Here is a 22,966-nt window from a genome sequence, read left to right on the forward strand (position 1 = left end):
AAGAAGTCAGGCAATGGCCTGACCTACAAGAACTCTGGGTGGGGCTTGCCCCTCCACGACGAAAACCCGCCAGGCATTGGCGCTACCTCCATCACCAAGCCTCAGCCCGAACCATTCGGAGCCCCGCATCATGACGTTGCCCCGCGCCCCCTTGGCCGTTGTCAGCTCGCTCCTACTGTGTTGCACCAGCCTCGCGGAGACGAAGGTCGGTTTCCGGCAACTGGGAACCATCAAGCCGGTCGTCGTGCAACGCGGCAAGGAAAGCCCGATCGATATCCGCTCGAGCTTCACACTCGACAACGCCCATTCGGTCTTCTTCGACCGGCCGGGCATCAAGACGACCTTCAAGGAGGAGAAACCGAAGAAGGCTCCCCGGCGTGGCCGCGCCTCGGTCGGCACCCCGTTCCGCTTCCACGTCGATGTCCCCGCCGATCAGCCGACCGGCGTCTACGAAGTCCGCGTCGCGACCAATCAAGCCGTCTCCAGCGTGAGCCACTTGCTCGTCACCGACCTTCCGGTCACCAAGGAACTCGACTCCGAGAACGGCACTCCCGCCGCCGCACAAGAGGTTCCCATGCCAACCGCCGTCGCGGGGACGTGCGAGAAGACGGCCGACGTCGACTGCTTTAAATTCAAGGGAAAGAAGGGCCAAACGATCACGCTTCGGCTCTACGCCCAGTGTATCGCCAAGGCGGTTCACCTCATGGGCAGCGGCAACCAGATCTACACCATGGACGGCGTCCTCGCCCTCTACGGACCCGATGGCCGGGCGATCGCGCGCAATCAGAACTACTACGGCGGCGATCCCTTCATCTCCTGCACCCTTCCCGCCGACGGCGAGTACGTCGCGGAGGTCAGCGATGCCCGCTACATCGGCAACGGCAAGTATGTCTATGCCCTGGAGATCTCCGATCGCCCCGTCCTCGAAGCGGTCATCCCGCTGGGCGTCCAGAAGGGCAAGTCGGTCGACGCCCGCCCGGTCGGTCACTCGCTGGGCGACACGAAGACGGTGAAGCTCGCCGCCACCGACAAGACCCCGACCGGTTGGCAACCGATGGCGATGAAGACGGCGCGGGGCGCCTCGAATCATCTGCCGATTCGCGTCAGCGATCACCCCGAACGGACCGCGACCGGCAAGAACACGAGCGCGAAGTCCGCCCAGAAGATCGAATTCCCCTGCGGCGTCACCGGCCAAGTCGCCGAACCGCTTCAAGCTCACTACTACTCGTTCGACGCGAAGAAGGGCGAGTACGTCTCTTTCGAGCTAAGTGCGATGGAGCTTGGACTTCCCTTTGACGGGACGATGGAGGTCCAGGATCCCAAGGGAAAGATCCTCGTCCGCGCCGATGACGGTTACCAGACCAAGGACGCGAAGCTGTACTTCCGGGCCCCCGCCGACGGAACCTACCTCCTCAAGGTGCGCGATCTTCACGATCGTGGCGGCAAGCGGTTCATCTACCACGTCACCGCGGAGCCGAGCGGTCCCGACTTCGAGATCAGCGGCCTCTACTACTACGGGATGCTCTCGCCGGGCACCCAAACCGCGTGGTTCGTGAACGTCAGGCGACTCAACGGCTTCACCGGACCGGTAACGATCGAGGTCGACGGCTTGCCCAAGGGGGTCACGATGGAACCGCTGACGATTCCGTCGACCGCGACGCGGGGAGCAGTGAACCTTCAGGCGGCGAAGGATGCTCCGATCAACGCCTCACTCGTCACCCTCTCCGGCGTCGCCACCGTCGACGGCCCGGACGGAAAGAAACGGGAGTTGCGTCGTCGAGGCCGCGTGATCTGCGAACTTCAAACCCAGGGCGGCGGGCAAGTCTCCCAACCGATCGCCACCCAGATCGTCGGCGTGACCGAACCGCTCGACCTGATCGAGATCGAAGCGACCCCAAGCGAACTGAACCTGAAACCGGGCGACAAGGCGGAGATCACCATTCGGGTCAAACGCAAGGAGGGCTCGACCGAGACCGTCAACGTCGGCATGTCGCACGACTACATCAACCGCACGCTCTACGACCAATTGCCCCCTGGCGTCACGGTCAACAAGTCGAGCACGCGGCGGCTCTCGAGCAAGGAGAGCGAGGGCAAGATCATCCTCGACATCGCCAAGACCGCCAAGCCGATCGAGAAATTCCCCCTGGCCGCGATCGCTCAGGTCTCGATCACCTTCTCGATCAACACGACCTACGCCTCCAAGCCGATCTACCTGACAATCGCGCCTCCCGAGGAGAAGGCCAAGAAGTGAGCGGGAGCTGAGCGGGCCTCACGCGTTCGCTCCCCAAGGCCTGACCCGTGCCTCGCGACGCGGTTCGCATACCAACTCGATGCCAAAGTCTCGGCCGTTTCCCTGGCGACGTGGTACGCTATCCTGCGCGTCATCGCGAATGCCATTCCCGTGCCGAGGCCTCCATGATCTCCTCTTCCGAGTTCGCGCAGTTTCGAAAACGAATCGTCTCCAAGGAAGCCAACATCGGCGTCATCGGGCTCGGCTATGTCGGGCTCCCGCTCGTCCGCTTCTTCGTCGACGCGGGGTTTCGCGTCCTCGGCTTCGAGACCGACGCGATCAAAGCCCAACGGCTCAACGCGGGCGAAAGCTACATCCGCCACATCCCCGCCGCGGTGATCCAGGGGATGCGTGACTCCGGCCTTTTCGAGGCGACGACCGACAAGGAACGACTCGCCGAGCCCGACGCGATCCTCATCTGCGTCCCGACTCCGCTGACGAAGACTCGCGAACCCGACATGACTTATGTCGAGAAGACATCGCATTCGATCGCCGCGGCCCTTCGGCTCGGTCAACTCGTGATTCTCGAGAGCACGACCTACCCGGGAACGACCCGAAACGTCATGCAGCCGATCCTCGAGGAAGGAGGACTGCGCGCCGAGGAGGACTTCTTTCTCGCGTACAGCTCCGAACGCGAGGACCCGGGCAACCCCGGCCGCAGCGCCGACTCGATCCCCAAGGTCGTTGGGGGCATCGGGCCACGAAGCCTCGATGTCGCCTCGGCCCTCTACGGCACGATCGTCCCGCGCATCGTCGCCGTTTCGAGCCCCGAAGTCGCCGAGGCCTCGAAGATCCTCGAGAACACTTACCGCGCGGTCAACATCGCGCTGGTCAACGAACTGAAGATGCTCTTCGACCGGATGGACATCAACATCTGGGAAGTGATCGAGGCGGCGAGCACCAAACCGTTCGGCTTCCATCCCTTCTATCCGGGACCGGGACTCGGCGGGCACTGCATCCCGATCGACCCCTTCTACCTCGCGTGGGTCGCCAAACAAGTCGACTTCTCGACCCGCTTCATCGAGCTGGCCGGTGAAATCAACACCCGCATGCCCCGCTACGTCATCGAACGGGTCCTGCTCGCCCTCAACTCGGTCGGCAAGCCCGTTCGCGGCAGCAACATCGGGATCCTTGGCATGGCCTACAAGCCCAACGTCGACGACCCGCGTGAGTCCCCGAGCTTCGAGTTGATGCGGCGCCTCCTCGAGCTCGGCGCCGAGGTCAGCTACAACGACCCCTACATCCCGACACTTCCGGCGATGCGCAAGTACGACCTCGCCATGGACAGCTCCGAATTGACCGCGGACTATCTTGAGTCTCTCGATCTGGTCTTGATTGCGACAAACCACGCCGACTACGACTACGCGTTCATCGTCGACCACGCCGCGCTGCTGGTCGATACGCGCAACGCCACCGGTGATCTCACGTTCGGACGGGAGAAGATCTGGATGGCATGATCGCCGCTCGGGAATCGAGTCTCACACCTTGTAGTAGGCTCGGTACCACTCGACGAAGCGAGCGACCCCCTCCTCGATCGGCGTGACGGGACGAAAGCCGACATCCCGCTCGAGGTCCGAGACGTCCGCGAAGGTCCGGGGCACATCCCCGGGCTGCATCGGCATCATCCTCTTGATCGCGTCGCGACCGACGGCCTTCTCAATCGCCTCGATGAAGGTGAGCAACTCCACCGGCTGGTGGTTGCCGATGTTGTAGATCCGGTAGGGAGCGTTGCTCGTGCCCGGATCGGGATCGGCACCCGTCCACGCCTCGTTCGGCGTCGGCACCCGCTCGGCCACCCGGACGATGCCTTCCACCACGTCGGCGACGTAGGTGAAATCGCGCTGCATCCGGCCCTCGTTGAAGACCTCGATCGGCTCCCCTTCCAAGATCGCCTTGGTGAAGAGAAAGAGCGCCATGTCGGGCCGGCCCCAGGGACCGTAGACCGTGAAGAACCGCAGTCCCGTCGTCGGCAGCCGGTAGAGATGGCTGTACGTATGCGCCATCAACTCGTTGGCCTTCTTCGTGGCGGCGTAGAGACTGACCGGATGATCGACGTTGTCGTGGACCGAGAAGGGGAGCTTCGTGTTCGCGCCGTAGACGGAACTCGACGACGCGAAGACCAGATGGGCGACCTCGTGATGACGGCACGACTCGAGGACATTTCCAAAGCCGACGAGATTGCTGTCGATGTAGGCCCGTGGATTGGTCAGCGAGTAGCGAACCCCCGCTTGGGCGGCGAGATGGACGACGATCTCGGGTCGCTGTCGCTCGAAGAGTTCCGCGAGAGCCTTCTCGTCGGCGACGTCCATCTCCACGAACGCGAAGCCCTCGGCCTGCTCGAGCTGCGCCAGTCGGTCTCGCTTGAGCTGAACCGGGTAGTAGGGATTGAGATTGTCGCAGCCGACAACCCGATCTCCCATCGCGAGCAAGCGTGCCGCCAGATGATATCCGACGAACCCCGCCGCGCCGGTGACCAGGACTTTTCGCATCGTGTTCCCTGTGACAGAAGCCGCGACCGATCGATTCTCCACGAACCTCCGCCGCCCGAGAGAAGTCTAGCCGAACGGACCCTCACCGTCGAACCGGCGCGTTTGGGAAGCTTGACGGCGACGGGCCTCTCGGCTAGGCTCGATGCTTTCGTTCTCGGACCTCCACTGTCCCACCACGAGTTCCCCACTCGCTTTCCGGAGTCTGTTAATGTCTCGTGCCATCGCCCCGGTATTAGCGGCACTGGTTCTCACTCCCCTCGGCCTTCCTCTCACAAGAGGCGCCGAGCCGGCCAAACGCCCCAATGTCGTCTTCATCATGACCGACAATCATGGCGCCTGGACGCTGGGCTGCTACGGCAACAAGGACATCCGCACGCCGCACATCGATCGACTCGCGGCCGAGGGAACGCTCTTCGCCAACGCCTTCGCTTCCAATCCCGTCTGTTCCCCGACCCGAGCGACTTTCCTCACCGGACTGCTCCCCTCCCAACACGGCGTCCACTCCTTCCTCGCGGGCGGCCGACTGCAAACCGGTCCCGATGCCCGCTGCACCCTCGACGCCTTCACCTCCCTCCCCGAGGTCCTGCACGAGGAGGGCTATCGCTGCGGCCTGGTCGGCAAGTGGCATCTCGGCGACAACCTCAATCCGCAGGAGGGACTCGACGACTACTGGATCACCATGCCCCACGGCGGTACGAGCACCTTCTACGGCGCCAAGATCATCGAGGACGGCGAGATCCGCGAGGAGCCGGAATACCTCACCGATTTCTGGACCCGTCACGCCGTCAAGTTCATCGAACGCAGCGCCGACGACGAACGCCCCTTCTTCCTCTTTCTCGCCTACAACGGTCCCTACTCGCTCGGCCGCTTGCTGCTCAAGGAAGGTCGCAACCGCCACGCCGAGTACTATCGCGACCAGGAACTCCCCTCCTTCCCCCGCGATCCGGTCCACCCCTGGCAGTACAACAACATCGACTACCAAAACAACCCGACCTCGATTCGCCGGATCGCCTCCGAGGTCAGCGGCGTCGACGACGGCGTCGGGACCGTCATGAAGACGCTCGAACAACTCGGCATCGACGACAACACCCTGGTCGTCTTCGTCGCCGATCAAGGGTGGGTCGGCGGTCACGGCGGCTTCTTCGGCATGGGCGACCATACCCGGCCCCTCACCGCCCGCGACGGCATGATGCGCATTCCGATGATCTGGCGACAACCCGGTGTCATCGCCTCGGGGTCGACCTCCGAGCGACCGGTCACCAACTACGACTTCATGCCGACCCTCTTGAGCCACCTGGGTCTCGAGAAGAAGATGCCGACCGCCCCCAAGAGCCCCGGCCGCGACTTTTCTCCGGAACTGACGAAAGCTCATTCGCTTCCCGACGAACCCGACTACGGCGTCTTCTACGAATTCGAGAACCTTCGCTGCATCCGGACCCCGCGCTGGAAGTTCACCCGACGTTTCCCCAACGGCCCCGACGAGCTTTACGACCTTCAGACCGACCCCGACGAGTTCGACAATCTCGTCAGCGACCCGGAACATGCGGCGACCCGCGACGAACTGAACAAGCGGCTCGAGGTCTTCTACGCCCACTATGCCGAGCCGAAGTACGACATGTGGAACGGCGGCGGATCGCAGGCGCGGGTCTTCGACGGCATCGACGAGGAACTCGCCCAGGCGCCTCCCGTCGAACCGCCCCCGCTCACCAATGGATTCAGCCCGGCCAAGCTCAACGTTCCCGAAGGCTTCACCGTCGACCTCGCCGCCGGACCGCCACTGGTCAATCACCCGACGATGGCCTGCTTCGACAACGCGGGCAAACTCTACGTCTGCGACAATGCGGGCGTGAACCTCAAGTCGGACGAACTCGAGGCGAAGCTTCCCAACACGATCCGCGTGCTGGAGGACACCGACGACGACGGCCGCTTCGACAAGTCGACGGTCTTCGCCGATCGCATGACCTACCCGATGGGGGGCGTCTGGCACGAGGGGGCCCTCTATGTCGCCTCCCCGCCCAACATCTGGCGACTGGAGGACACCGACGGCGACAACGTGGCCGATCGCCGAGACATCCTCGTCGGCAAGTTCGGCTACACCGGCAATGCCGCCAGCATCCACGGCTGCTTCAAGGGCCCCGACGGCCGCCTCTACTGGACCGATGGCTACCACGGCCACGAGTTCAAGGACGACGAGGGCAAGATCACCAGCAAACGCGAAGGCTCCTACATCTTCTCGTGCTGGCCCGACGGCACCGACGTGCGGATCCACTGCGGCGGCGGCATGGACAACCCGGTCGAGCTCGACTTCACCGACGAGGGCGAAATGCTCGGCACCGTTAACATCATGCACTCACGGCCGCGCGTCGACGGCGTCGCCCACTGGCTCCTCGGCGGAGCCTACCCCCACCGCGAACGCGTCCTCAAGGAACTCAAGACGACCGGCGACCTGCTCGACCTGGCCCATCGCTTCGGCCATGTCGCCGTCTCCGGCATGACGCGCTATCGAAGCGGCGTCCTCGATCACCACTGGCGGGACAACCTCTTCGCGACCTTCTTCAACACCGGTAAAGTGGTCCGCCTCCAACTCGCTCGCGACGGAGCAAGCTACACCGCCACCCAGCGCGAGTTCCTCTCCGGAACCAGCCGCGACTTTCATCCCACCGACGTCCTCGAGGATGCCGACGGCAGCCTGCTCGTGATCGACACCGGCGGTTGGTTCTACAACGGCTGTCCGACCTCACAGCTCTCCAAGCCCGACGTCCTCGGCGCGATCTACCGCGTCCGCCGCGATCGCATGACCACCCAGGTCGACCCCTGGGGCAAACGAATCGCGTGGGAGGCCCTCTCGCCACGCGAACTGATCAAGTCCCTCAACGACACACGGTTCAAAGTCCGCGAGCGGGCCGTCGCCGAGTGCGTTCATCGCGGCACCCCGATGGTTCCCTCGTTACGATCATCCTTGCAACGCGGTGACATCGGGGAACGCCGTCTTGCGCTCGAAGCGCTTTCCGCCATCGCCCACCAGCAGTCGCGAACGCCGTCGACATCGTTGACCGATCAACAGTCCGCGCCAGCGGCGATGCGCGTCGCCCTCGACGATCGGACCGCCAGCATTCGCCAATTGGCCAGCCGAACCATCGGCCCCGACCCCAAGGCCCTTCCTCGACTCCTCGAGATCCTCGCCGACGATGTTCCTCCCGCGCGGGCCGAAGCGGCCAACGCTCTGGGACGATTGCGAAACCCGAAAGCGATTGGGCCACTGCTCTTGGCGTTGGCACGACCGGAGATCGACCGCACCGAGGAACACGCCATCCTCTACGCGCTGCTCGCGATTGACCAATCGAAGGCGACTCGCAAGGGGCTTGCCTCGAAGCACCCCGCCGTTCGGCGCGGGGCGCTCATCGCCCTGGATCAGATGGATTCGGGATCGCTGGACGCCGACACGTTGACCAAGCATCTCGGCGATGCCGACGAGGCGCTCGCCCAGCGGGCATTGGCGATCTTCTCCCGCCGCTACCAGCAGACGAGCGACGCCGCGGAGAAGGCGACCTACGAGAAAGCGGCCGCCGAGCGATTGGGCCAATGGCTTGACGATGATCATGACCAGGAGTCACCGAACCCCGCGATCGAGGAACTCGCCTCGGCCTTCGCCTCTAGTCCGGCCGTCGCTCGTCTCGTGGGCGAAGCGCTCGGGCAAGAGCAAGCGCCTCAACAGCTCTCGGCGGCGCTGCTCCGCGCCATCGCCGGCAAGTCGGGCCGTCCCCTCGACCAAACGTGGATCGAACCGATCGAAAGCCGGCTCGCGTCCAACGATCCCGCGGAAGTCGAGCGAGCCATCAGCGCGGTCTCGGCGATCAAGTCCGATCATTTCGCTCCCAAGCTCACCGCCCTCGCCAAGGATGACAAGCGGTCGGGCCTCTTGCGGGTCGCGGCGATGGAAGCCCTCGCCAGAGGAAGCAAGTCACCGAGCCCCGAGGCGTTCGGCATCCTCGTCGAACTCATCGAGTCGGGTGGTCCCGCCGAGTCGGCGCGGGCGGCCCAGATGCTCGGCGGCTCGTCCCTGAACAAACAGCAGTTGCTCGCCCTCGCCCCTCAACTCGAAGCCGTTGGCCCCGGCCCATTGCGCGACCTGATCCGACCCTACCGGTCGACGCGCGACCCCGAGGTCGTCGGCGCGTTTCTTTCCTCCCTTGAGGAAGCACGGGGGCTCTTGTCGCTGCCGGAGACTGAAGTTTCGGATGTGGTCAAACGCTATCCCGAGAAGCTCCGGCCCCAAGCCAACGCCTTGCTCGCAAAGCTCAAGTCCCACAAACAGACTCAGCTCGCCAAGGTCGATGGGCTGCTGGCAAGCGCGAGCCGAGGCGACGCCACTCGTGGGCAAGCTCTCTTTCATGGGGAGAAGGCCAAGTGCGCGACCTGCCACCGCGTCGGCGACAAAGGTGGCCGCATCGGTCCCGACCTGACCACCATTGGCGCCAGCCGGGCGCGGCGCGACCTGCTGGAGTCAATCCTCTTCCCTTCGGCGACGATCGTCCGGCAGTACGAACCCTACACCGTCGTCACCGACACCGGCCGCATCCTGACCGGGTTAATCGTTCGCGAGGACACCGACTCGTTAACGCTGCAGCAGCAAGTCGGCGACCCGTTCACCATCCCGCGCGACGAGATCGACGAACTCGTGCCAAGCACCGTCTCGATCATGCCCAAGGGAATCGACGAGACGCTCAGCCAGCAGGAACTCGCCGATCTCATCGCCTACCTCGTCACCCGCAAGTAGGTTGGATCGACCAGGCTCCCAACGGCTTCTCTCGCTGGCAAGATAGGCTGCCAAAGCAACATAGGGCGATGACTTTTGACGAGAATCGCGTCAAATCGGATGACTTTCGGGGCAAAACGGATCGAATCGGTTCGATTTGGAGACGAAATCGACGCGTTTGGAGCTACTTTCGTGCCATCGAGTCGGTCGGAAAGCCGCCGCGATCCCTTGGGGCGAGTCGCTCGAGTTCGGCGCGGCGCCGCTCCCACTCGTCGAGTCCCAAGACGTGAACTCGGTCGGAGTCACCAAGCGTCATCCCCGTACGAACCTCGGCCCAGAGCATGATCGCCTCGGGACTTCCCACCGCCGGCATGGGCGGAAGCCAGATTCGAGCCGCGTGGTCCCGCCCCCCCGATAGCAGACACCCTTCGGGCCCGAAAATCAAGTCGTACACCGGTCCGGCATGGCGCGGGGCGACGCCGGCGGGCTCCCCCGTCACCGCGTCCCAAAGGCGCACCTCCCCATTGGCCGCCCCGGTGGCGATCCGCCGTCCGTCGCGAGACCCCCCAAGCGCCCGGACCGCCCCTTGATGGACCATCACTCGCCCGACGGGCGACCCGGTCGCGACCTCCCACAGTCGCCCCTCGCCATTGGACGACCCGGTAATCAGTCGCGAGGCATCGGCCGTGAACGCCGCCGCCAGGACCCGCCCGCGATGCGGCAACGTCGCGTGACACTCGATCGACACATCCCCCTCCGGCGCCGCGCCGACGCGCCACAGCTTCGCGGTCCGGTCGGAGCTTGCTGTCACTAAATAGTCACCACGATCGCTGAAGGCGAGATCGTTGATGACCGCATCATGACGCAGCGGATCACCGCACCGCCGCCACGTCGCGGTTTCCCAGAGAATCGCCTTCCCATCGCGTCCCGCGGTCGCCAGGAGCGTCCCGTCGGGGCTGAAGGCGAGTTCCGTCACGGCCCCCTCGTGCGCCAGGGGCGGACTGACCGGTTCGCCAGACGCCACCTCCCAGACGCGCGCGACTCGATCGTTGCCGGCGGTCGCGACCCAGTGCCCCTCGGGCGAGAACGTGATCGCGTGCAACAGATCGCGATGGGGGAGCGGCTTGCCAATCGGATCCCCCGTCCGCGCGTCCCAGAGAAGTCCCGCGTGCCGATAGCCGGCGGCCGCGATCACCTCTCCCTTCGGGCAGACGTCAAGGTCGAGCAAGCGGCCACCACACGCGATCGGGGCCGCGAGCGAAGCTCCCGTGCGCGGATCCCAGCGGCGGAGATTCCCCTTCCCATCCCCGGTGATCGCCCACGTCCCCTCGGGACTGAAGTCGACCGCGGAGACGGCCGCGGCATGCCTAAGCGTCCGGCCGAAGGACTCCACCTCGGCCACGGCCCACCGCCGTAACAGCCCATCGGCGCACGCGGTCAGCACCTCCGAGCCATCGGGCATATGGAGGGTCGCCCGCACCGCGTCGCGATGACGGACCGGCGCCCCGAAGGGCCTCCCTCGCTGGACGTCCCAAATCGTCGCGGCCTGATCGTCCCCCGCGGTGAGCAGGAGGTTCGCGCGCGGCGAGAACTCCACGTGGCGCATCGGCTCGTAGTGGCGCATCTCGCCGGGAAGCGGCCTTCCCGAGGAAGCGTCAAAGAGCCGGGCCGCGCCGTCCTCGCACGCCGACGCCAGCCGTCGACCGCTTGGATCGAAACAGACGTCGTAGACCGTTTCGGGATGCGCGATCGGCGAGCAAACCGGCTCGGGAGGATCGGTGTGCCAGAGAGCCATCGTCCCATCCCAACTCGCCGTGGCGGCGTAGCGGCGATCGGGACTGAGCGCGACGCCACAGACCCAGTCCTGGTGGGGCAGTTCGGCCAGCACATCGCCGGTGGGAATGCGCCACAGCATCGCTCCTTGGCAATGGCCGACGATGAGCATTTCACCGTCACCGCTGATCGCTAGACTCTTCGGTTCGCTCGGCAAGTCCAACCGCGCGGGAAGGCGCCGTCGGTTCGCGATGTTCCATACCGAGACGCGCCCTCCGCTCCTACCGCGACCACTTGCCGTGACGAGTCGGTCGCCGCTGGGCAAGAACCGCGCGAACGTGACCGCTTCCTCAACGTTCATCTCCACGCGCACCGCGCCGGCCGCCCAGTCCCAGAGCCTGACCTTGCCATCGGCGCACGCGGTGGCCACGAGGTGGCCGTCGGGGCTGAGCGCGAAGTCGGCGACGGTGTCCGCATGCTCAAGCCGCGGACCGACGGGCGCGAGCGTTCGCCGTGACCAACTCCCGATGCTCCCATCGGCTCCGAGCGTCAAGAGCACCTCTCCATCCGGAGTGAGGGCCATCGTCGTCACGATCGAGCCGGCGTCCGTGACCGCTTCGAGGCGATGAAGCCGGGAGGCGAATGTCGCCAGGTTGGCACGGCAGGTTTCGGCCAGTCGCGGGGCGTTCGGCGTGGAGATCGCCAGCCCGCGAGCGAGCCAAAGCAGCCCACGACCATCGTCCCCCTGCTCGCCGAGCGCGAGGCCACGTTCGAGAGCCAGTCGCGCGGAGAGCCGCTGGGAACGGTGTCGTTCCTTGTCGGCCCGGGTTCGTTCGTACTCGACGTGCGCCAGCGCCGTCCGCGTCCGGGCGTGAACCACGGCCCCGAACCCGAGCCCCCCGAGCGCGACGATGGTGACAAAGGTCAGCAGGCTCGCGGCGGCGGTCGCGGGATTGCGTCTCCCCCAACGCCAGAGTCGTTCCCACGGCCTGATGGGACGAGCCGCGATCGGTTTGTGTTCCAGGAACCGTTCGAGGTCGTCGCGCAGCGCGGCGGCCGAGGTATAGCGTCCGGAGGGTTCCTTGCTCATCGCCTTGAGGACAACCGTTTCCAAGTCCCTGGGGATGGAGGGATCGACCGAGCGCGGCGATTTGGGTTCCTCCCGCTCGACCCGCTGGATCAGCCGTTTCGGGTCGGCGTCGACGAACGGGCACCGGAGCGTGAGCATCTCGTAGAGGGTGACGCCCAGACCGTAGAGGTCGCTACGGGGATCGGCCTGGCCGCCGAACTGTTCCGGGGCCATGTACTTGAGCGTTCCCATCAGGGCCGCGGAATTGGTGAGATCGTCGGCGTTGTCGACCTTGGCGATGCCGAAGTCGGTCAGCCAAACACGCCCCTGCTCGTCGAGCATCAAGTTCGACGGTTTGATATCGCGATGGACGATCCCACGGCGATGGGCGTGGTCGAGGGCGTCGGCGACGCAGCGGCCAATCTCGGCGACGCGGCGGACGTGGCGCACCGAGTTCTCGGGCGGACGCGGATCGCCGCGCCACTCCCCCCGGCGGAGCGAGAGCGGAGATGCCATGGTCTTGTCATCATCGGCGACCGGATCGGCGTCCCCGGTCTCCGAGGTGGTCACGTCGCCGCGCGGGCCGCGTTGGTCACCGAGCCGTCGTCGATCGAGGAGATTGGTCTCGGGAACGAGCGAATGAGTCGTCTTGTCCGACTCCATCTCCCGGCGACCGCGGCGTCGAAGGGCGTGGAGTAAGTCGGCGAGTGTCTCCCCCGAGATGAACTGCATCGCGAAGTAGGGATAGCCGGCGTATTGGCCAATGGAGTAGATGGGGACGATGTTGGGATGGTGGAGTCGGGCGACGGCTTGTGCTTCCCGGCGGAAGCGTTCCGCGAAGGTCGCGTCGACGGCCCCGGCGAGCGGCAGGACCTTGAGCGCCACCCGCCGACCAAGCGACTCCTCGATCGCCTCGTGAACGATCCCCATGCCACCGCGGCCCACCTCCCGGACGATGCGAAAGTCGCCGATGATGCCGGGCAACGCGGGATCGTGTTGCTTGAGTTCATCGATCCACTCGCCGAGCCCGATCTGGGACGGCAGGAGATCGCCACTCCAACCGGCGAGGTGGCGTTCGAGACTGTCGGGGTCGAGATCGTCGAGGCGTTTTCGGCATTCCGCGCAGCGTTCGAGGTGATCGGCGAGAGCCTCCTCCCCCCCTTCCAGGTCCCGGCCGGAGACGAAGGCTTTGAGGTCTTCCAACGATGGATGCTCGTCGTTCACGTGGTCAAGTCATCTCCGTCGGAGCCACCGTCGCCCCTTCGGGGCTTGGGAATGTTGGTCGGACGTCTTCCAGGGGTCAAAACCCCTGGCGCGAAACCGGCGCCGCGTCGCGACTGGTGTTCGTTCCGCGAAACCTCGTTCGTCGATCGTGCGGGAGTCTGCCGAATCAGACGCGTTTCCCGCATGCCCACGGCGTGCGTGGGCATGACACCCAAGCTAGTCGTGCCGCATCGACAAGTACGAGAGCCGCTCGGATCGTCACAGACCGACGACCCGTTCACGTTCTTGACGGAGGCGTTTCAAGACCCGGGACTTGGCGAGGTAGACGGCGTTGAGAGAGATCCCGAGTTCGGCGCTGACGGTGGCGGCTTTCTCGGAGTCGACGACGACGCGCCAGAAGGCTTGCCAGGTGGTCGGCTCGAACTCGCCGCGGAGCGTCTCGAGAACCTGGGCGGAAATCTGCCGATCGTAGACTTCGTTCCACTGTCGAGCGGCGTCGCTATTGGGATCGGCGAGTTGGTCGACGAAGTCCTCCGTGTAGCCGTCGGCCTGACCGCGTGCCCGGTGCTTGCGCTGACGCCAAAACATCCGCAGGCGATTGACGACGACCTGCCGGAGCCAGCCACGGAAATGACCGCGTCGGCGATCGTAGGTGAATCCGGGCATCTCGCGGACGACTGTCATCAGGACATCCTGGCCGACGTCGCGCAGGTCGTGATCTTGCAGACCCTGCCGCCGTAGCCAATCGTGGATGATGGGCGAATAGCGTTGGACGAAGCGCCGCCACGCGTCGTCGTCGGGAGCCGCCTTTAGCTGACCGAGGAGGCTCGACGATGTTTGCTGCATGTGACTTTCCCGAGCGTCTCCTACTCTCCTGGTTCGGGCGACGACGTTGCCTGACCGAACGGCCGGAGGTCGTTTCCTATGCGCGCAGCATGCCGTCTCCCGGACGGGAGAGGAAGGGAGTGGAAGCCAACCATGCGGACGAGGGACTCGCACGACGCGGCGCACCGCGTCGCGAAAACTATACTTCGAAGAAACCACTGGTCAACAAAGATTCGTTCTCGTGAGAGTGATTTCCTCGTCGGGCCCCCCCAGAGGTTACTTCAGGAAGAATGGATCGGTGCTGATCATCGCGCCCCGGGGATCGGTCACCGTGAAGAGCCAGATGGTCGTCCCTTCCGGCACCGCGGCGATCAGCTTCTTCCCACTTCGCTCGGCGGGAACGCTGTGCCATTTGCGCTCGGCGAGTCGGCCGTCGTCGGTAGTGTAGTGGAACTCGGCTTTCTCGATCGGCTCCGGAGAGGTGACGGTGGTCGAGGCCTGCCCCTCCTCGAGCGTCGGCATCGAGAGGGTGGGCAACGGATCGCCGCCGCGCAGTTTCTGGTCAATGAAGAGCCCGATCTCCTTCGGAGCCCAACCGGAGGGGTGACTGTGTCCCATCATCGGCTCGATGCGGATGTACCGCTCCCCCTTGATCAAGTCGTAGCTGCGCGAGTAGCTGTCGAGCGGGTAGTGGATGTCGTTGGTGCCGTTGACGAAGAAGATCGGCACTTCGCAGCGCGGCAGCCAAACCGACGGTTCGTAGAGCCGAACCCAGTCGCGGCGATGTTGCGGGGTGAGCCGATCGGTTTGGCCTCGCTGGACCGACTCGCCGTCGTGGATGTAACCGCAGCCGTAGACGGGGACGGCGGCCTTGAAGCGATCGTCGACCGAGGCGACGAGGCAGGTCAGGTATCCCCCCCAACTGATGCCGGTCACCGCGGTCCGCTCGGGATCGACTTCGTCGAAGCTACGCAGCAGCGAATGGGCCCCCATCGCGGCGGCGACGGCGTGGTACTGCCAATCGTCGGTCACGTCACCGCCGGCGGCGAGGAACTTGGCTCTCGCATCGGCCTCGGGGCCTCCCTTTTCGAGCCGGGTTCGATTCCCCTTGCCTCTCGCTTCCTTGGTGAGTGGGCGTCCCGTTGCTTCCTCGAAGGTGAGGGTCTCGGTGGGGCGCCGCCCGGAGAGATCCATCGCGATGGCGGCGTAACCACGCTTGGCCCAGAGCCAGGCCCACTCGGCAAAGGCGGTGCCGCCACCGCCATGCAGGAGAACGACCGCGGGCAGGTCCCTGTCCTTGGAGGGATCGCCGCTGATCGACCCTGGGGTCGCGTAGTAGGCGAAGACCTCGGTCGGTTCGCCCTTGAATGGGACGTTGGAATAGGTGAGCGCGTGGACGGGACTTTCCTTGTCGATCCACGTGACGCTCGGCGGCTTGGTAAGAGCCTCGAGATCCCAAGGCATGTTGTCCGAGGCCAAAGCGTCCGCCGTGGTGACGGGGGACAACATCAAGAGGCAAGCGAGAGCGTGGAGGGGACGGCGCATCGGTTCTCCTTCGGGGCGTGACACGGACCACGGGCCCTCGCATTCTAAGGAGGATTCTCCCCGCTTGCGAATGCCAAGACACGCGGGAATGGCGGGATCGGCCAAGGAGCCGACGACGCGAGGTCAACTGCCGTAGCCGGTCGCCTGTTGCCAGAGCATCACGACATTGAGGACCAACAGGATCATCCCGAGCACCCAACCGAGGACCGAGACGAAGATTCCGTTGGTGAACTTGCCCATGTACTCGCGCTTGGCGGTGAAGTGCAAGAGCGGGAAGAGCGCGAAGGGAAGCTGTAGCGAGAGAATGACCTGGCTCCAGACGAGGACGTCGATCGGTTCCATGCCAAGGACGATGCAGAGGATCGCCGGGGCCATGGTGACGATGCGGGTTCCGAGTCGAAGATAGAAGAGGTTGATGTTCTCGATCTTGAGGAAGCCCTCGAAGACGTATTGGCCGGCGAGGGTCGCGGCGGTCGACGAGGCGACGCCCGAGATCAGCAGGGCGACCGCGAAGGTGATCGAGGCCCAACTCCCCAAGGCGGGGGCGAGGGTCTCGTAGGCGTCCTCGAAGGAGGCGATGACCTTGCCGCTTTCGAGAAAGATCGGATGGAAGACCGCGGCGGCGACGATCAGGATGGCGGCGTTGATGAACCAGGCGGCGGTGAGGTTGATGATCGTGTCCCAGCGGGTGTACTCGAGGAAGGTCTTCGTGGGGAGTTTCTCCTTGGCGACGCGCGAGATGACCAGGCCGGAGTGCAGGTAGAGGTTGTGCGGCATGATCGTCGCTCCGATCACCCCCACGGTGATAACGATGGCGCTGGGCTTCGACCAAGCGGTCCCGTCGGGAACGAACGAATGGAAGAGAATCAGCCCGAAGTCGGGCTCGGCGAAGAAGACCTCGGCGATGTAGATGCCCGCGACCGTCGTCAGGAAGACGAAGAAGGTCGACTCGACGATCCGGTAGCCCCAGCGGTTGAGCAAGAGAATCAAGAGCACGTCGATGAAGGTGATCACCGCGCCCGAGAGCAGCGAGATGCCGAAGAGGAGTTTCAGCGCCACCGCGACGCCGATGATCTCGGCCAAGTCGGTCGCCATCATCGACACGACGGCGGCGAGAAAGAGCGGCCAATGGAGCCACGCGGGGTAGTCATCGCGGCAATGGCGCGCGAGGTCCTTCGCGGTCGCGATCCCGAGTTTCGCGGCGAGTACTTGGTAGAACATGCCGATGATGCACGAGGCGGAGATGACCCATAGCAGCGCGTAGTTAAACTCGCTGCCGGCTTGCAGGTCGGTGGCCCAGTTGCCGGGGTCGAAGTAGCCGATGCTGACGATGAAGGCGGGGCCGACGAAGCGCCACCAGGAGACGTGGCGAACCGGGAGAGTCGCGCAGTCGGCTTGGGGTCCGTCGGGAGTGGAATCGTCGCTCATCGGGGAGATACCTCTTGGCCGGCGTCAGATCGGGAGGTGACTCGCCGCCGCTCTCCCATGAGACTGAGTTTCAATCTCACGATTTGACGTAGGCGTTCCTCAACCCATGTCAAGCCACGAGCGCGACACTCCGCCGGCAAGGCGCGTCTCGCGAAGCACCTCAAGCCAAACCTCGGCTGGATCAACAACAGTCGGCGGCACCCTCATGACTCCATAAGCCAGAAAACCAAAGGTCAGGCCATGACCTGTCACGAATGACGGCTGGCCCTCGTGGTGAGTCAAGCCCCGACCTAGGTGATTCGGTGGTGCCGTTCGTTTTTTCGAGGATCACTCGCCCCGCGCGGATGGCCTCACGCATACGCCACCCAGCCGCGGAAGGCGAACCCGGCATAGAAGAGACTAACGCCCGAGAACCCGGCTTCGTGAAGAGCGAGTTCATCCTCCTCCGGAGAGAGGATGGTGAGGTGCTTTCGCATCGCCGCACCCGCTGTCGACGCCTTGGCCGATTCGACGCCCGAGGCGACCGCGAACGAAGCGTAGCGGGAAAACCACACCGATCGCCCCTCCTCCTCCGACGGCATGCTGAGATGAGCGACCACGAGCGGAGCGCCCGGCGCGAGCCGGCGGTGAAGCTCGGCCAACGTCTTTCGCCGCTCCGCCCGGGAAAGGAAATGGAGCGTCAGTAGGCAAGTCGCCCCATCGAACGGTCCGTGCGGAGCCGCCTCGATCGTGCCCTGACGCCAGCGAACCCGCGGCGCGTGCGGCCCGAGCGTCCGCTGAGCGAGCCCCAGCATCTCCGAAGAGGGATCGACGCCGTCAAAGCTCCATCCCGAGTGGACCGTGGCGAAGGCCTTCAGCTCCAAGCCGCCGCCGGCCCCCAACACCAACACGCGCCCCGTGGCGGGAACGCGTTCGGCCAACAGCAATGTCGTCATCCGGTGCAGCGACGCGAAGCCGGGCACGGTGCGTGGCGGCCCCTCCGCGTAGCGGGCGACCGCTTGGGGATCGGAGAACGAGCTCGAAGCCGGATCAGAGTTCATGAAGGTCCTCCTCGGCGTGATCATGGGTACCACCGCGCGCCTCGATCCGGGATTGGACGTCCGCGCTCAGTGCTGCCAAGGTAACGTCACCGAGATGAGAGAGAAGGAGTTCCTCGGCCCGCTCGAAGGCCTCCTGCAAAGCGGCGTTGACGGCTTGTTCGACGAGGCAGTCGGGGCTGTCGTTTCGATGGCCGATCGCGAGTAAGGGAGGACTGCCCAATGCGTCGTGGACATCGCGCAGGGTCACTCGCGAAAGGTCACAAGCGAGACTCCAGCCACCACCATGCCCCTTCTCCGAAGAGACATAGCCCCGTTCCCGCAGTCCCGCCATGGAGCGCCGCACCACCACGGGGTTGGTGCCAAGCATCTTCGCCAAGACCTCGGAGGTGACCGGCTCCTGGCGTTCGGCCAGATGCAGCAGGAGGTGGAGCACCCCGGAGAGTCGACCATCCCTTTTCATGTAACTCATTAGATCACATGAATAAGGGAACGTCAAGGCCGTCGCTTCGCGGAGAGGCCCAGAGGAGCCGGCACCCCGTAGGCCAGCCTGTACGTCAGCGTGGTGGGGCAAGAGACTACGCAACGACACCTACGAAAGACCATCTTCTGGACCCACTACTTGCACACGCGAGCGACAGTCCGCCAGCGTGGCGGGTCAGGCTCCACCCGACTCCGTCTCCGGGGGATTGAAGGCTTTCTCCACGCGGCGAAAGCTCTCGACTTGGGAGCGGATGGCAGTCTCGGTGGGAAGGCGTTCCATGCTTGAAGCGCCATAGAAGCCGTGGACGCCGTGGGTCTGGGCCAGGACGATGGCGGAGTCCTCGGGGGTGGCGATCGGCCCTCCGTGACAGAGGATGATAATATCGGAGCGAACCCCTCGGGCGGCATCGGCGATCGCTTGCACATCGCGTGAGGCCTGCGCGAGCGACTTGGCGGTCTGAGCCCCGATCGTTCCCATGGTCGTCAACCCCATGTGGGCGACGACGATGTCGGCCCCGGCGGCGGCCATCTGCTCGGCCTCCTCGGGATGGAACGCGTAGGGCGTCGTTAGCAGATCGAGCTCGGCGGCCTGGCGAATCATCGCGACCTCGAGCCCGTAGCCCATCCCGGTCTCCTCGAGGTTGCGGCGAAAGACTCCATCGATGAGCCCGACGGTGGGGAAGTTCTGCACCCCCGCAAACCCGGCGGCCTTGACCTCCTTGAGAAAGACGTCCATCATCCGAAAGGGGTCGGTGCCGCAGACGCCGGCGAGCACGGGCGTGTGCTTGACGACAGGCAGGACCTCTCGAGCCATCTCCATGACGATCGCGTTGGCGTCGCCGTAGGGCATCATCCCCGCGAGCGAGCCGCGACCGGCCATGCGGAAACGGCCGGAGTTGTAGATGACGATCAGGTCGATGCCGCCCGCCTCCTCGCATTTGGCGCTGAGTCCCGTCCCCGCGCCGCCGCCGATGATCGGTTCGCGGTCGGCGATGCGGTTGCGAAGGCGCTCGAGAATCTGAAGACGTGTCGGCGGCATGCGAAGTCCCTGAAGCGAAGACCGAACGGCTAGCAGATGGTTGAGTTAGTCGATAGTCGCCGCGGTGTCCGCAGCGGAAGAGAAATAGTCAGCCCGCCAGACAACCGTCGGCCAGGCCATTGCCTGACACGAACGCCGGTTGGCCTTCGTGGGGGGCCACAGGCGTTTCTCATCCTGACCTCTCCTTGGGGAGAGGTCGGCGAGCGCAGGGAGCCGGGTGAGGGAGATTCCGGCGACGAATGGTGAGGTTAATTCGCAATGACGAACCCCCTCACCCCTAACCCCTCTCCCACAGGGAGAGGGGGACCGAGAGGCTTGCTCTCCCACAGGGAGAGGGGGACCGAGAGGCTTGCTCTCCCACAGGGAGAGGGGGACCGAGAGGCTTGCTCTCCCATAGGGAGAGGGGGACCAAGAGGCTAACTCTCCCACAGGGAGAGGGGGACCAAGAGGCTTGCTCTCCCACAGGGAGAGGGGGACCGAGAGGCTTGCTCTCCCACAGGGAGAGGGGGACCGAGAGGCTAACTCTCCCACAGGGAGAGGGGGACCGAGAGCTGGATCGACCGTCGGCCAGGCCATTGCCTGACACGAACGCCGGTTGGCCTTCGTGGGGGGCCACAGGCCCAGCCTACTTGAAGAGGAGTCACACCGTCCTTGCCTCCTACTCGAAGCGGTCGAGGAGAAAACGCGTGACGCGCTGGGGGCTGACGATGCCGGCGATCTTGTCGTTGACGTCGAGGACCGGGACGTGGCGATGGCCGATGACCGCCATAACGCTGATCGCGGCCGAGGCGGAGTCGCTCTCCTGGACGTAGACCGGCTCGGCGGACATGAACTCGCTGACGGGGCGACCCTTGAGTTCCGGGAGTCGGTCGGCCACTTTGTCGAGCATGTCCCTAAGCGAAAAGACGCCCTTGAGTTCGTAGTCCTCGGCGACGAGCAAACAGGCGATCTCGGCATCGGCGAGCGTCCGCACCGCGCGTTCGATCGGGGTGTCGGGCGTGATGGTGAGGAAGGGTCGGCCGGAGATCTCCGCGACGGTCTCCTCGGCGAGCGCTTGGTGCAATGGGTCGTCGTACTCGGGCGGCTCGTAGTTGCTCAGCGGATCTTCGAATTCTTCGGGGGTCGACATCGTTAGGCTCCTTCGCGTTGTTCGGTGGGGGCTTTCAGGCCGACACGTTGCACCATGACCTCGCGGGGGAAGTAGTCGGCGACGTACTCCATGAGTCCCTTTTGGCCGGTCAGGGCGGTCGGTTTGCCGTCACTGTCGACGACCACGATGAAGCGGAGCTTGTGCTGTCGCATGAGCTTGACCATGTCGACGATCGAGCTTTCGATCGAGGTCGCGGCCCATTCGGGCGAGAGGTGCTCGCCAACGGGACCGTCGATCGAGGCCGACGATTCGACGTCGCGAGCGAGGAGTTTGGCGAGTTCCCTTTCGGTGAAGGTACCGCGTGCCTTGCCGCTCGGGTCGACGACAATGACGCAGCCGAGGTTCTTTTCACGCATCAAGCCGATGGCGTCGCGAACGGTCGTTTCGGGGGTCACGACGAGGGCGTCACGAAGGGCGAGCCGTTTGATCGGTTCGTTCTGGAGATTCTGCTGGAGTCCCATGGCGAAGGTTCCTCCCAGGGAGATGGGTCGTCATCCGGGCGTGGATGCAGGTGGACCAACCGCTTTTGGCAGCATGAGGATACGCTGCCGTGAGCGCCGCCTCTCCATCCAGTGACCATTATGGGAGATTCGGGGGCGTCGCGCAGAAAACTTCGGCGCCGTTGGGAGGTTGGGACGGAATGGCTTCGAATCGTCGCCCGATTCGAGCGCGGAGCGTGGTTGGCGGCCCGACAGGCGAGCGGCGTCAGGGGCCTGACATCCAGATCCCGAGCAGGGCGCCGAGGATGATCGCCAGACCGAGAGCCGCGAGGACGACGCCCATCGAGAGCGTATCGCTATCCGACTCGCTCGGCTGATTGGTCGATTCCGGCATGACGGAGTTCGATGTCGACTTCCCGCCAAGGGCCTCGCGAAAGAGTTTGGCCAATTCGGCGATCGAGCCGGGACGTTCGGGCGGGTGCTTGGCCATCGTCTGCCGCACGACCGCTTCGACCGCCTCGGGGACCTTGACCGAGGGGTTGCGCTCCGTGAAGCGGGGAATCTCGTTCTTGACGTGGGCGATGAGCGTGAGCATCTCGGAGCGTTCGTAGAAGGGGAGCTTGCCGGTGAGCAGCTCGTAACAACTGACGCCGACGGCGTAAATGTCGGCCAGCTTGGTGACGCGTCGTCCCATCGCTTGCTCGGGACTGATGTACGCCGGGGTACCGATGACCATGCCGGCCTGGGTCATCGCGGCCTCGGGATTGGCGTCGGGGGAGAGGATCTTGGCGAAGGCGAACCCGAGCAATTTGAGTCGTTCGTTGCCGTTCTCGTCGGCGACGATCATCATGTTTTCGGGCTTGATGTTGCGATGGACGACGCTGTGTTCGTGGACCTGGTCGAGCACGCCGGCGAGTTGATCGAGGTAGTCGGCGAGGACGTCGGCCGGTATCGGGCCCCGCGAATCGAGGATCTCGCGGAGCGTGTTGCCCTCGAGGTACTCCATCGCGACGTAGAAAATGTTGTCCTTGGTCAGGCCCGACTCGAGGACGTTGACGGCGTTGGGATGCTTGAGATTGTGGAGCATGCGAAACTCTTGCAGGCGCCGCTGCAAGAGCTCGTTCGAGTCGGAAGAGGAGGAGGGACGCAGAATCTTGACCGCGACCGTCTCATTGGTCGTTAGGTCCATCCCGCGGTGCAACTCGCTGGTACCGCTGCGGGACATGATGTCATCGAGCCGAAACCGATCGGCGATTACCGAACCATCCTTCATCGTCTAGCTCCATGAGCACCGGGGGATCAAGCGCCCCGGGTGCTGGTCGCGCCCCCTCGCGGTGGGGCGTCGCCAAGTGCTAAAGGTGACCCCACTGGAATACCAAGGGTGCGCTCTTCTGACAAGATGCGACCCGATCGAGGGT

The 22,966-nt window shown here is 64.7% G+C and carries 14 protein-coding genes; 3 read left to right on the forward strand and 11 right to left on the reverse strand.

Annotated features, from left to right (window positions below):
• The first annotated feature begins 130 nt into the window (after positions 1-130).
• Together Pan216_RS21485 and Pan216_RS21490 are read left to right on the forward strand one after the other, a co-directional pair.
• On the forward strand, positions 131-2,251 hold the full coding sequence (locus Pan216_RS21485; protein WP_145261237.1) for a PPC domain-containing protein: 2,121 nt from the start codon (positions 131-133) through the stop codon (positions 2,249-2,251).
• Between the two features lie 164 nt (positions 2,252-2,415).
• The gene (locus Pan216_RS21490) at positions 2,416-3,747 is read left to right on the forward strand and encodes a nucleotide sugar dehydrogenase (protein WP_145261239.1); all 1,332 of its coding nucleotides are present in this window, start codon (positions 2,416-2,418) and stop codon (positions 3,745-3,747) included.
• A gap of 21 nt (positions 3,748-3,768) precedes the next feature.
• Here the strand turns inward: Pan216_RS21490 and Pan216_RS21495 are convergent, their stop codons facing one another.
• The gene (locus Pan216_RS21495; protein WP_145261241.1) at positions 3,769-4,779 is read right to left on the reverse strand and encodes an NAD-dependent epimerase; all 1,011 of its coding nucleotides are present in this window, start codon (positions 4,777-4,779) and stop codon (positions 3,769-3,771) included.
• A 208-nt stretch (positions 4,780-4,987) separates the two neighbouring features.
• Here Pan216_RS21495 and Pan216_RS21500 point away from each other — a divergent pair, with 208 nt between their 5' ends.
• Positions 4,988-9,556 carry a PVC-type heme-binding CxxCH protein gene (locus Pan216_RS21500; RefSeq protein ID WP_419192820.1) on the forward strand — a complete coding sequence of 1,523 codons (4,569 nt, stop codon included), beginning with the start codon at positions 4,988-4,990 and terminating at the stop codon, positions 9,554-9,556.
• A 163-nt stretch (positions 9,557-9,719) separates the two neighbouring features.
• On the opposite strand, the gene Pan216_RS21505 is transcribed toward Pan216_RS21500, so the two are convergent.
• From Pan216_RS21505 to Pan216_RS21550, 10 genes are all read right to left on the reverse strand, one after another.
• Complete coding sequence (locus Pan216_RS21505) at positions 9,720-13,601, reverse strand: WD40 repeat domain-containing serine/threonine protein kinase (protein WP_145261246.1); 3,882 nt, start codon at positions 13,599-13,601, stop codon at positions 9,720-9,722.
• A 258-nt stretch (positions 13,602-13,859) separates the two neighbouring features.
• Positions 13,860-14,447, reverse strand: a complete 588-nt coding sequence (locus tag Pan216_RS21510; protein WP_145261248.1) for an RNA polymerase sigma factor — start codon at positions 14,445-14,447, stop codon at positions 13,860-13,862.
• A gap of 255 nt (positions 14,448-14,702) precedes the next feature.
• On the reverse strand, positions 14,703-15,971 hold the full coding sequence (locus tag Pan216_RS21515; RefSeq protein ID WP_145261250.1) for an alpha/beta hydrolase family protein: 1,269 nt from the start codon (positions 15,969-15,971) through the stop codon (positions 14,703-14,705).
• Positions 15,972-16,094: 123 nt separating this feature from the next.
• Positions 16,095-17,399, reverse strand: coding sequence for an Nramp family divalent metal transporter (locus Pan216_RS21520; RefSeq protein ID WP_145261252.1), 1,305 nt, complete (start codon positions 17,397-17,399; stop codon positions 16,095-16,097).
• A 350-nt stretch (positions 17,400-17,749) separates the two neighbouring features.
• On the reverse strand, positions 17,750-18,439 hold the full coding sequence (locus Pan216_RS21525) for a class I SAM-dependent methyltransferase (protein ID WP_145261254.1): 690 nt from the start codon (positions 18,437-18,439) through the stop codon (positions 17,750-17,752).
• The gene (locus Pan216_RS21530; protein ID WP_145261255.1) at positions 18,429-18,899 is read right to left on the reverse strand and encodes an Rrf2 family transcriptional regulator; all 471 of its coding nucleotides are present in this window, start codon (positions 18,897-18,899) and stop codon (positions 18,429-18,431) included. The genes Pan216_RS21525 and Pan216_RS21530 overlap by 11 nt, the downstream gene beginning before the upstream one ends.
• 195 nt (positions 18,900-19,094) lie before the next feature.
• A complete protein-coding gene (locus Pan216_RS21535) occupies positions 19,095-19,958 on the reverse strand; it encodes a phosphoenolpyruvate hydrolase family protein (protein WP_145261257.1) in 864 nt (287 codons plus the stop codon).
• A gap of 658 nt (positions 19,959-20,616) precedes the next feature.
• Positions 20,617-21,087 carry a CBS domain-containing protein gene (locus tag Pan216_RS21540; RefSeq protein ID WP_145261259.1) on the reverse strand — a complete coding sequence of 157 codons (471 nt, stop codon included), beginning with the start codon at positions 21,085-21,087 and terminating at the stop codon, positions 20,617-20,619.
• Between the two features lie 2 nt (positions 21,088-21,089).
• Positions 21,090-21,569, reverse strand: a complete 480-nt coding sequence (locus Pan216_RS21545) for a CBS domain-containing protein (protein ID WP_145261261.1) — start codon at positions 21,567-21,569, stop codon at positions 21,090-21,092.
• Between the two features lie 244 nt (positions 21,570-21,813).
• The gene (locus tag Pan216_RS21550) at positions 21,814-22,821 is read right to left on the reverse strand and encodes a serine/threonine protein kinase (protein ID WP_145261263.1); all 1,008 of its coding nucleotides are present in this window, start codon (positions 22,819-22,821) and stop codon (positions 21,814-21,816) included.
• Positions 22,822-22,966: the final 145 nt, after the last annotated feature.

Source organism: Kolteria novifilia (assembly GCA_007748055.1).
In the GTDB taxonomy this organism is placed as follows: Bacteria; Planctomycetota; Planctomycetia; order Kolteriales; family Kolteriaceae; genus Kolteria; species Kolteria novifilia.

Coding starts and splice junctions, on each gene's coding strand:
- Pan216_RS21525 (WP_145261254.1), bottom strand. CDS start 18,439: ATGAACTCTGATCCGGCTTCGAGCTCGTTCTCCGATCCCCAAGCGGTC.
- Pan216_RS21540 (WP_145261259.1), bottom strand. CDS start 21,087: ATGTCGACCCCCGAAGAATTCGAAGATCCGCTGAGCAACTACGAGCCG.
- Pan216_RS21510 (WP_145261248.1), bottom strand. CDS start 14,447: ATGCAGCAAACATCGTCGAGCCTCCTCGGTCAGCTAAAGGCGGCTCCC.
- Pan216_RS21530 (WP_145261255.1), bottom strand. CDS start 18,899: ATGAAAAGGGATGGTCGACTCTCCGGGGTGCTCCACCTCCTGCTGCAT.
- Pan216_RS21490 (WP_145261239.1), top strand. CDS start 2,416: ATGATCTCCTCTTCCGAGTTCGCGCAGTTTCGAAAACGAATCGTCTCC.
- Pan216_RS21550 (WP_145261263.1), bottom strand. CDS start 22,821: ATGAAGGATGGTTCGGTAATCGCCGATCGGTTTCGGCTCGATGACATC.
- Pan216_RS21520 (WP_145261252.1), bottom strand. CDS start 17,399: ATGAGCGACGATTCCACTCCCGACGGACCCCAAGCCGACTGCGCGACT.
- Pan216_RS21545 (WP_145261261.1), bottom strand. CDS start 21,569: ATGGGACTCCAGCAGAATCTCCAGAACGAACCGATCAAACGGCTCGCC.
- Pan216_RS21515 (WP_145261250.1), bottom strand. CDS start 15,971: ATGCGCCGTCCCCTCCACGCTCTCGCTTGCCTCTTGATGTTGTCCCCC.
- Pan216_RS21495 (WP_145261241.1), bottom strand. CDS start 4,779: ATGCGAAAAGTCCTGGTCACCGGCGCGGCGGGGTTCGTCGGATATCAT.
- Pan216_RS21485 (WP_145261237.1), top strand. CDS start 131: ATGACGTTGCCCCGCGCCCCCTTGGCCGTTGTCAGCTCGCTCCTACTG.
- Pan216_RS21535 (WP_145261257.1), bottom strand. CDS start 19,958: ATGCCGCCGACACGTCTTCAGATTCTCGAGCGCCTTCGCAACCGCATC.
- Pan216_RS21500 (WP_419192820.1), top strand. CDS start 4,988: ATGTCTCGTGCCATCGCCCCGGTATTAGCGGCACTGGTTCTCACTCCC.